Origin of the sequence: Neobacillus mesonae (assembly GCF_023715155.1) — a bacterium.
GTDB classification, from domain to species: Bacteria; Bacillota; Bacilli; order Bacillales; family Cytobacillaceae; genus Neobacillus; species Neobacillus mesonae_A.
Genome location: NZ_JAMBNQ010000138.1, coordinates 1 through 258 on the forward strand (window position 1 = coordinate 1; position 258 = coordinate 258).

1 rRNA gene is annotated in these 258 nt (G+C 51.6%); it reads right to left on the reverse strand.

Annotated elements, in window-relative coordinates:
- Positions 1-258: ribosomal RNA gene (locus M3183_RS27660) — 23S ribosomal RNA — on the reverse strand; the annotation flags it as partial.

Consider the following 258-nt stretch of genomic DNA (forward strand, 5'->3'; position numbering starts at 1 on the left):
CTTAGGATTCTCTCCTCGCCTACCTGTGTCGGTTTGCGGTACGGGCACCCATTATCTTGCTAGAGGCTTTTCTTGGCAGTGTGGAATCAGGAACTTCGGTACTATAATTCCCTCGCTGTCACAGCTCAGCCTTTACGGTGAACGGATTTTCCTATTCACCAGCCTAACTGCTTAGACGCGCATGACCAGCAGCGCGCTTACCCTATCCTCCTGCGTCCCCCCATCACTCAAACGATAATGTGGTGGTACAGGAATATC